The following is a 1061-nucleotide window of genomic DNA, read 5'->3' as shown; positions in this document are numbered from 1 at the left end:
TGGCGCCACACGTACGACGAGAACGGCAACCTCCTCTCCTCCACAGACACCACCGCTGCCGAGACCCGCAACGCCTACGACGCCGACGGCCACCTCTCATCCGCCACCGACGCTCTCGGCCACGCTCGTCGCATCACGTGCAGTCCGGCCGGGCTGCCGCTGACCGTCACCGACCCCCTGGGTCACACAACCACCGTCGAACGCGACGCCTTCGGCCGCATCGTCGCCGCAACCGACCCACTCGGGCACATCACCCGCCTTGGTTGGACCCCCGAGGGCAGGCCCGCCTGGCGCGAGGCGCCCGACGGCGCCCGCGAGACCTGGACCTGGGACGGGGAAGGCAACCTGACCAGCCACAGCAACCCGCTGGGACAGGTCACCCAGTACACGCACGGGCCATTCGACCTGCCCATCACCCGCACCGAACCCGACGGCACGATCTACACCTTCGCCTACGACACCGAGCTCCGCCTAACCCAGGTCACCAACCCCCAGGGCCTCACCTGGGATTACGCCTACGACACCGTCGGCAACCTCGCCTCCGAGACGGACTTCAACGGCCGCACTCTCCGCTACACCCACGACGCCACAGGCCAGCTTGCTTCCCGCACCAACGGCGCGGGCGAGTCCCTCGCTTTTCATCGGGACGCGCTCGGCCGGATAACCACATCCGTCACGGGCTCAGGCATCTCGACCACGTTCACCTACTCCCACGCCGGCGACCTCAAACGCGCCGACAACCCCGACACTGAACTCTCCCGCGAGTACGACGCCCTTGGCCGTCTCCTGTCCGAGACAGTGAACGACCGGACCACTGCCTACAGCTTCGATCTGCTCGGGCGGCGTACCAGCCGCACCACCCCCACCGGCCTCACCTCCCAGTGGTCGTACGACGCGGCGGGCCGACCTCTGGCGCTAGCCTCCGGCGCCGACGCCCTCACCTTCACCCACGACGCCGCGGGCCGTGAAACAGAGCGCCGCCTGGGTGCGGCGTTCAGCCTCACCCAGGCGTGGGACGCCTCGGACCGCCTCACCACACAGTCCCTCACCCGGCAAGACGC

General features: G+C 69.2%; 1 pseudogene. It reads left to right on the top strand.

Features of this window, described 5'->3' with window-relative positions:
• Nucleotides 1–1061: pseudogene (locus ACWD4P_RS38520) on the top strand (hypothetical protein); the annotation flags it as partial.

It is taken from the genome of Kitasatospora sp. NPDC002543 (assembly GCF_053594915.1).
The sequence above is the reverse complement of the archived record's forward strand: the minus strand, read 5'-3'. Positions and strand labels throughout refer to the sequence as shown.